Annotated in this window: 1 pseudogene; it reads left to right on the forward strand. The window is 64.9% G+C overall.

The annotated features are described in order from the left end of the window. Positions 1-247, forward strand: a pseudogene (locus tag EOA29_RS40275) (nuclear transport factor 2 family protein); the annotation flags it as partial. Positions 248-425 lie beyond the last annotated feature (178 nt).

Consider the following 425-nt stretch of genomic DNA (forward strand, 5'->3'; position numbering starts at 1 on the left):
CGACGCCCAGGATTTCGATCAGAAGACCGTGTCGAAGACGCTGAAGCTCACCGAGGCCGTCAATGGCGACACCGCTGAGGTGACGGCAAACTTCAATCTTTTCTCGGAAGGCGATGACTCCAAACGTGAAATGGTGTGGTCGCTGAAGAAAGTGGACGGCAAGTGGAAGATCGCCGACATCACCTCCAAGACCAGCGACTGGACGCTCAGCGCGCTGGAATGCATGCCGGGCTCCTCGGCGGAGTAGTCCCGTGCTGCGCCGCCTCGTCCTCGCGCTGTCGAGCTTGTCGATGCTGGCCGTGGGGCTGAGCGGCAGCGCCTGCGCGCAAGGGCTGTTCGGCTCGCCGCCGCCGCAGGCCTCATCTACCGACAATGCGCCGGCGGATGGCACCCCGCCGCCTGCCGCTCAGCCCCACGGCCAGCAT

The organism is Mesorhizobium sp. M1E.F.Ca.ET.063.01.1.1 (assembly GCF_003998155.1).
In the GTDB taxonomy this organism is placed as follows: Bacteria; Pseudomonadota; Alphaproteobacteria; order Rhizobiales; family Rhizobiaceae; genus Mesorhizobium.